General features: G+C 67.4%; 6 protein-coding genes. 2 read left to right on the top strand and 4 right to left on the bottom strand.

Going from position 1 to position 6978, the window contains the following annotated elements; genetic code table 11:
• Window positions 1-9: 9 nt before the first annotated feature.
• The 4 genes from ACLJK8_RS16575 to ACLJK8_RS16590 all read right to left on the bottom strand — a co-directional run bounded on the left by ACLJK8_RS16575 (window position 10) and on the right by ACLJK8_RS16590 (window position 4613).
• Window positions 10-1230, bottom strand: coding sequence for an acyl-CoA dehydrogenase (locus ACLJK8_RS16575; RefSeq protein WP_413151457.1), 1221 nt, complete (start codon window positions 1228-1230; stop codon window positions 10-12).
• Between the two features lie 70 nt (window positions 1231-1300).
• The gene (locus ACLJK8_RS16580) at window positions 1301-2572 is read right to left on the bottom strand and encodes a 4-aminobutyrate--2-oxoglutarate transaminase (RefSeq protein WP_413151458.1); all 1272 of its coding nucleotides are present in this window, start codon (window positions 2570-2572) and stop codon (window positions 1301-1303) included.
• 83 nt (window positions 2573-2655) lie between these two features.
• Window positions 2656-3540: a carbon-nitrogen hydrolase family protein gene (locus ACLJK8_RS16585; protein ID WP_413151459.1), complete on the bottom strand. Its 885-nt coding sequence runs from the start codon at window positions 3538-3540 to the stop codon at window positions 2656-2658.
• Window positions 3537-4613: a C45 family autoproteolytic acyltransferase/hydolase gene (locus ACLJK8_RS16590; protein WP_413151460.1), complete on the bottom strand. Its 1077-nt coding sequence runs from the start codon at window positions 4611-4613 to the stop codon at window positions 3537-3539. The genes ACLJK8_RS16585 and ACLJK8_RS16590 overlap by 4 nt, the downstream gene beginning before the upstream one ends.
• A gap of 203 nt (window positions 4614-4816) precedes the next feature.
• Between ACLJK8_RS16590 and ACLJK8_RS16595 the strand changes: the two genes are divergently transcribed.
• A complete protein-coding gene (locus ACLJK8_RS16595) occupies window positions 4817-5170 on the top strand; it encodes a hypothetical protein (protein ID WP_413151461.1) in 354 nt (117 codons plus the stop codon).
• A gap of 243 nt (window positions 5171-5413) precedes the next feature.
• A complete protein-coding gene (locus ACLJK8_RS16600) occupies window positions 5414-6841 on the top strand; it encodes an APC family permease (protein ID WP_413151462.1) in 1428 nt (475 codons plus the stop codon).
• The last annotated feature ends 137 nt before the right edge of the window (window positions 6842-6978 follow it).

Here is a 6978-nt window from a genome sequence, read left to right on the forward strand (position 1 = left end):
CTGGGCCGGTCAGAAGAACGCCTGCAGGCCCGTCTGCGCCCTCCCGAGGATCAGGGCGTGGACGTCGTGGGTTCCCTCGTAGGTGTTCACCGTCTCGAGGTTCTGGGCGTGCCGCATGACGTGGTACTCGATCTGGATGCCGTTACCGCCGTGCATGTCCCGCGCCTGGCGCGCGATCTCGAGCGCCTTGCCGCAGTTGTTGCGCTTGACGATCGAGATCATCTCGGGGGCGAAGGCGCCCTCGTCCATCAGTTGCCCGACCCGAAGGCTGGCCTGGAGCCCGAGCGCGATCTCCGTCTGCATGTCGGCGAGCTTCTTCTGGAAGAGCTGCGTCGCGGCGAGGGGACGGTTGAACTGCCTGCGGTCAAGCCCGTACTGGCGGGCGCGGAACCAGCAGTCCTCGGCCGCGCCAAGGACCCCCCACGAGATGCCGTAGCGGGCGCGGTTCAGGCAGCCGAAGGGTCCCTTGAGCCCCTCGACGTTCGGCAGCAACGCCTCCTCGCCGACTTCCACGTCCTCGAGCACCACCTCGCCCGTGATCGAGGCGCGGAGCGAGAGCTTGCCCCCGATCTTCGGGGCCGAGAGGCCCTTCGTCCCCTTCTCGAGCACGAAGCCGCGAATCTGGCCGCCATGCGCGGCGGACCTGGCCCAGACCACGAACACGTCGGCGATCGGCGCGTTCGAGATCCAGGTCTTGGCGCCGTTGAGGCGGTAGCCGCCCGCCGTCTTCTCCGCCCGCGTCTTCATGCCTCCCGGGTCGGAGCCCGCGTCGGGCTCGGTCAGTCCGAAGCAGCCGATCCACTCGCCGGTGGCAAGCTTCGGCAGGTACTTCCGGCGCTGTTCCTCGGAGCCGTAGGCGTGGATCGGGTACATGACGAGCGACGACTGCACGCTCATCATCGAGCGATAGCCGCTATCCACGCGCTCGATCTCCCGGGCGATCAGCCCGTAGGCGACATAGCCGGTGCCCGCGCCACCGTATTCCTCCGGCACGGTCGGGCCGAGAAGGCCGGCCTCGCCCATCTCGCGAAAGATGGACGGGTCGGTCTTCTCTTCGAGGTAGGCCTCCCGGACGCGCGGCGCGAGCTTGTCGGCGGCGAAGGCGGCGGCGGCATCGCGGATCATCCGCTCGTCCTCCGTCAACTGGCGGTCGAGCAGGAACGGATCGGACCATGCGAATCCGGCCCGTTCGTGCCGTGATTCCGGTGCTTTGAGCTCGGCGTCGGACATTGGAATTCCTCCGTGGCTGAAGGTGAAGGGAACGAGCCGGGCGATCGCCGGCGCGGGGCGCCTCGACCGATCAGGCGGCTTCGATCATCGCGGATTCCAGGATCCCGAGCGCTTCGGCGAAGACCTCGTCCTGAACCGTGAGGGGCGGCAGGAAGCGGATCGCGTTGCCGTTGACCCCGCAGGTGAGCAGGATGAGGCCCTTCTCGAGCGCCCGTTCCCGCACGGCATTGGCGAACCCCGCGTCGGGCTCTCGGGTTCCGGGCCGATTGAACTCGACCGCGACCATGAGGCCCGGGCCGCGGATGTCCACGATCTGGGGAACGGTGTCGCGCAGGCTCTCGAGCTTCTGCTTCAGCCGGCTGCCCAGGCGCTCGGCGCGTTCGCAGAGGTTCTCCTCGTCGATCACGTCGAGGACGGCGTGGGCGGCGGCCACGGCCACCGGATTTCCGGCGAAGGTGCCGCCGAGGCCGCCCGGTGCGACGGCATCGACGATCTCGGCCTTGCCGGTGACCGCGGCGATCGGGAAACCGCCGCCGAGACCCTTGGCCATGGTGGTCAGGTCGGCGGCGACGCCGTAGCGCTCCATCGCGAACATGTTGCCGGTACGGGCGAAGCCCGTCTGGATCTCGTCGGCGATGAGAACGATGCCGTGGCGGTCGCAGATCTCGCGCAGCGCGACCAGAAGCTGCCGGGGCGCGGGGTAGAAACCGCCCTCGCCCTGCACGGGCTCGACGATGATCGCGGCCACGCGCGAGGGATCGAGATCGGCGTGGAACAGCCGGTCGAGCGCCTCGAGCGCCTGCTCGGCCGTGACGCCGTTCATATCGGTCGGGAACGGCAGGCGGTGCACGTCGCCGACGAGGGGGCCGAAGGCGGTCTTGTAGGGATTGACCTTGCCGGTCAGCGACATGCCCAGGAAGGTGCGGCCGTGGAAGGCGCCGGCGAAGGCGACCACCCCGCCGCGGCCGGTAGCGGCGCGGGCGATCTTGACGGCATTCTCCACCGCCTCGGCGCCGGTCGTCACGAAGATGGTCTTCTTGGCGAAATCGCCGGGGACGAGCGCGTTGAGGCGTTCGGCCAGCGAGACATAGTTCTCGTAGGGCACGACCTGGTGGCAGGTGTGGGTGAAGCTGTCGAGCTGGCGGCGCACGGCCTCGATCACGCGCGGGTGGCGGTGGCCGGTGTTGACCACGGCGATGCCGGCGGCGAAGTCGATGAAACGATTGCCGTCCTTGTCCCAGATCTCGGCGTTCTCGGCCCGCTCGGCATAGATCTGGGTGGTCACGCCAACACCACGGCCGATGGCGGCGCTGCGACGCTCGGCGAGCAGATTCTCGGTCATCTCGGGGTCAGTCTCCTCTTCGGGCGAACGCGTCCGCGGGGGTCCGTTCCATGTATCAGGGGATCAGGCGCCGGCCCGGCGCTTTACGCGGCGTCGGTCGTGGTCTCGGTGGTGACAGGATTGGCACGCTCGGGCTTCTCGAGCCGGCCAAGCGAATCGAGATAGGTCCGGTCGAACTGCCGGCCGTACACATCAAATTCGGTGGTACAGTCGCGGAAGCTCTTCAGCGGCTGCCCCATGTTCAGGAGCCCGCGCCGCCGCTGGCGGCGTACCAGACCGAAGTCGATCTCGATCGGGATCATCTGGTCCTGCCGGCCACCCTCGTGAAGGATCTGTCCGGCCGGGTCGATCACCCGGCTCCGGCCATCTCCGCCGACCGCGAGGCCGTTGATGTGGAAGATGTAGGTCTGGAACATCGCGGCCGACGCCTGTGCGATCGAAAGGTCGGCCGGCCGGTCTACGAAGTCGGCGAGCACGGGGTTGATGATGACCTCCGCCCCCATGGACACGAGCGTCCGGGTGAGTTCGGGGAACCAGAGATCGTAGCAGATCGACACACCAAAGCGGCCGACGTCGGGCACGTCGAACACGCAGAACTCGCTGCCGGGTGTGGTGCCATGTTCGAACGGTGTGAAGGGGAACATCTTGCGATAGCGCGTGACCACCTCGCCGCGCGGGTCGATCACCGGCGTGGTGTTGTAGATCCGCCCGTCCGCGCGCTCGAAGTAGGATCCCGGAACGACCCAGATCCTGTGCTTCCTGGCGACCTCGGCGAACTCGCGCTCGACCGATCCGCCACGCGGTTCGGCCGAACGCAGGTCAGGGCCGTAGGAAGCGAGTTCCGACAGGACGACCATCTCGACCCAGGGGTAGAGATGCATGAGGATGTCTATCCGGTTCCTCAGGTGCGGGATGTTGTTCGTCATCCCGATCTGCATCTGGATTCCGGCAATGCCGAAGTGGCTCATTGTCTCGTGCCTCCTTCTCTGCTCGTCGACGCGACCCCTTCGAGGTTCGCTTCGCGGTCTGTTGTGACATGACGGGCGGTCGTCCGGTTTGCCTCCCGCCGGAACGCCCTCGACGAACCTTCGCGGTAGTAGACCCGGATCGGCCGCGGCGGGGCCGACTCGAAGTCCCAGGTCTCGGCTACCCCCTTCAGCCAGCGGACTTTCACTGTGCCGGTGGCCGGCCTGTAGATCGTCGTGAACACCGTGCCGAAGCCGTTCGCATACCTTCCCGAGTACACGGGCTCGGACAGGAAGGTGCGCTCCAGGGTCGCCGCGTCGACCGCGCCGCGCGACATCAGGCGATCGAGCCTCTCCGCGCGTTCGAGGGTTCGCGTCATCCGTCCGTGCCGCGGCCACTCGACCCCAAGCTGGTGGTTCGCGGCCCAGGGCGCCTTGGACACCATGGGCGGCCGGTCCGGAGACAGCATCACCGTGGCGACGTCGCCGGATGCGTCCCCCAGGGTGACGTTATAGGACATGTGACAGGGCAGCCGCCGCAGTTCGTCCACCGCGTCCCGAACGGCGTCGCAGGTCTCCAGCAGGTACCGGATGATCAGGGGGATGCCGAAGCCCCGGCCGCGGACGACGCGCCCGCCGAATGTCAGCGAGATCGCCAGACCGCGATCGTTCATCCCATCCGACAGTCCGAGCAGCCCCTCGACCATGCCGATGACGCCGCGGCCCAGCCAGCGGCTGCGCAACATCGTCGTCTCGTTGAGACGGGGGTCGAGGTCGTAGTTTCGGATGAGCAGTGGTCCCTCGCGGTCGCATGTCGCGAGCTGGGTGCAGTTGACGAGATACCGGGGGGGCGACCAGAAGCTCAGGAACCGGGCCATCTCCTCGTCGCCGCCCGCGGCTTCCACCAGCGAGTCGACGAGTGGCCCGATGCCGGGCATGTACCTTGCGAGCGCCATGCGACACGCCACCGCGTCGGGCCCCCCGCGGCCGCCGCGGGCGCGATACCACGACCGCCAGCCCGGCCAGCCGTGATCCACGATCGATCGCCAGCCGTCCGCGGGCTCATCCTCGGTCACGAAGCGGAACGTCAACTCCGTCGTCATGCGGAGCGGCCCCCAGTCGGCGCAGGCCGCGACGACCCTCGTGCCCCCCCGCAAGCGGTTGACATCGGTCGATCTGCTGATTCGAGTCGTTCGAAGGCCATGGACAAGTGTCCACACTATGGAGCATATTGTCGAGGCAATTGAGCCCAGCCTCACGAATCCGTTGGACGCAACCCATGACTCTCGCGGGCCCCGTGACCTCGATCGGCCAAGGCGATATCTCCGTCCTGCGCGCGCAGGGCAGGATCACCGACCTGCCGGCCGCCGTGCGCGCGCAGCGCGAGCTCGAGGTCGGCGGCTTCGCCGACGCCGAGCGCAATCCCATGACCTGGACCGTCTACTTCGACATCGACGGCCAGTGGATGTGCGTCCACAGCGCGCGCGGGCGTCGCCGCGAGTGGACGAGCCTCGACCGACTCGAGCGGTGGCTGAGGTCGATGGGGTTTCGTCTGTTCTACGTCCGCAATGACCTCGACCTCACCGAGCAACCGGACACTGTGAATCGCTCCGGTTTTCCGGAGGCATCGTAGATTGAGTTCCGCGCCGCGGCATCTCGGATCGCCATCACGGCGTGGCAGCGATGAACCGCTCCGCCGGGCGGATATGGCCGGTCGGTTCCCTCGGCAAGCCCTTGGAACCCGGAGATTCTTTCCGGCACGCTTCACCGCGGGGAAAAAGCTACCAATCACTACGGGGATGCGGCAACTATCTTCTTCTGAGGAAAGCCGCGCCGCGCCGACAGCGAAAGCAAGCAGCAAATATACGGGGGACGGATGTCGCAGGGAAACTTCGAGCGGGTTCTGAACAAGAAGGAAGTGCTGGCGCTCGCCTTCGGCGCGATGATCGGCTGGGGCTGGGTGGTGCTGGCGGGCGGCTGGGTGAACTCGGCCGGTGCGCTCGGCGCGATGTTCGCCTTCGCCATCGGCGGCGTGGCGGTCGTGCTGATCGGCCTGACCTACGCCGAACTCGCCGCCGCGATGCCCCTGACCGGTGGCGAACACGTCTACAGTCACCGTGCATTCGGAATGGGCGGCTCCTTCCTCTGCACCTGGGCGATCATCCTCGGCTACATCTCGGTCGTGGCTTTCGAGGCGGTGGCGCTGCCGACGGTGGTCGAGCACCTGTTCCCCAACTACAAGGTCGGGTTCCTTTGGACCGTCGCCGGTTGGGACGTCTATTTCACCTGGGCGGCGGTCGGGGTGATCGGCGCGATCGGGATGACCTGGGTCAACATTCTCGGCATCAAGTCGAGCGCGCTGCTGCAGAAGGTGGTGACGCTGCTGATCCTGGCGGTCGGGCTCATGCTGATCACCGGGGCGCTCTTCACGGGCGAGACGGCGAACATGGAGCCGCTGTTCGTCAACGGGCTCAAGGGCTTGCTGGCAGTGGTTATCATGACGCCATTCATGTTCGTCGGCTTCGACGTCATCCCGCAGGCCGCGGAGGAGATCAACCTGCCCCCGAAGCAGATCGGTGGCATCCTGATCCTCTCCGTCGTCATGGCCGTCGCCTGGTACATCGGCGTGGTGCTGGCGGTGGCCCTGGCGCTGTCGGCGGAGGAATCCGCCGCGTCGAGCCTGCCGACCGCCGATGCCATGACGGCGGTGTTCGGCGGCGGCTGGGCAGGCAAGCTCCTGGTGCTGGCCGGCATCGGCGGCATCATCACCAGCTGGAATGCCTTCCTGATCGGCGGCAGCCGGGCGGTCTATGCCATGGCGCACGCCAAGATGCTGCCGGCGTTCCTCGGCAAGCTCCACCCGAAGTACAACACGCCCGTCAACGCCATCCTGATGGTGGGCGCCCTCTCGATCATCGCCCCGCTCTTCGGGCGGCAGGCGCTCGTCTGGCTGGTGGACGCCGGCGGACTCGGCATCGTCGTCGCCTACGCCACGGTGGCCGCGTCGTTCCTGGTGCTGCGCCGGCGCGAGCCGGAAATGCCGCGGCCGTTCAGGGTTGCCTATGGCGAGGCGGTCGGCTGGGGCGCGCTGGTCCTCGCCTGCGGCATCGTGCTGCTCTACATGCCCGGAAGCCCCGCGGCGCTCATCTGGCCCTATGAGTGGGCGATCGCCGGCGGTTGGGCGCTGCTCGGGCTGGGGTTCTATCTCTGGTCGCGCACCGTGCATCCGGGCGCGTCCCACGAGGTGATCGTAAAGGAGCTGAGCACCGGGCATTCCGACATCGAGGAAACCCCAGCGGCCTGAAGGGCCCCTGGCAGGACGTGAATGTACCGGGGCACGGATTTGAGACAGCGCTTTGCGCCGGTTACGCCGCCAGTTTGACCGTGGCGGCTTCGGTTTCAAGGCCGAGTTGCGCGGCCCGGATCTGATCGGGCGTCTTG

The organism is Amaricoccus sp. W119 (assembly GCF_047275745.1).
Classification (GTDB): Bacteria; Pseudomonadota; Alphaproteobacteria; order Rhodobacterales; family Rhodobacteraceae; genus Amaricoccus.

Excerpts from the sequence above, each read along its gene's own strand:
- ACLJK8_RS16575 (WP_413151457.1), bottom strand. The coding sequence starts at position 1,230 with ATGTCCGACGCCGAGCTCAAAGCACCGGAATCACGGCACGAACGGGCC.
- ACLJK8_RS16580 (WP_413151458.1), bottom strand. The coding sequence starts at position 2,572 with ATGACCGAGAATCTGCTCGCCGAGCGTCGCAGCGCCGCCATCGGCCGT.
- ACLJK8_RS16595 (WP_413151461.1), top strand. The coding sequence starts at position 4,817 with ATGACTCTCGCGGGCCCCGTGACCTCGATCGGCCAAGGCGATATCTCC.
- ACLJK8_RS16585 (WP_413151459.1), bottom strand. The coding sequence starts at position 3,540 with ATGAGCCACTTCGGCATTGCCGGAATCCAGATGCAGATCGGGATGACG.
- ACLJK8_RS16600 (WP_413151462.1), top strand. The coding sequence starts at position 5,414 with ATGTCGCAGGGAAACTTCGAGCGGGTTCTGAACAAGAAGGAAGTGCTG.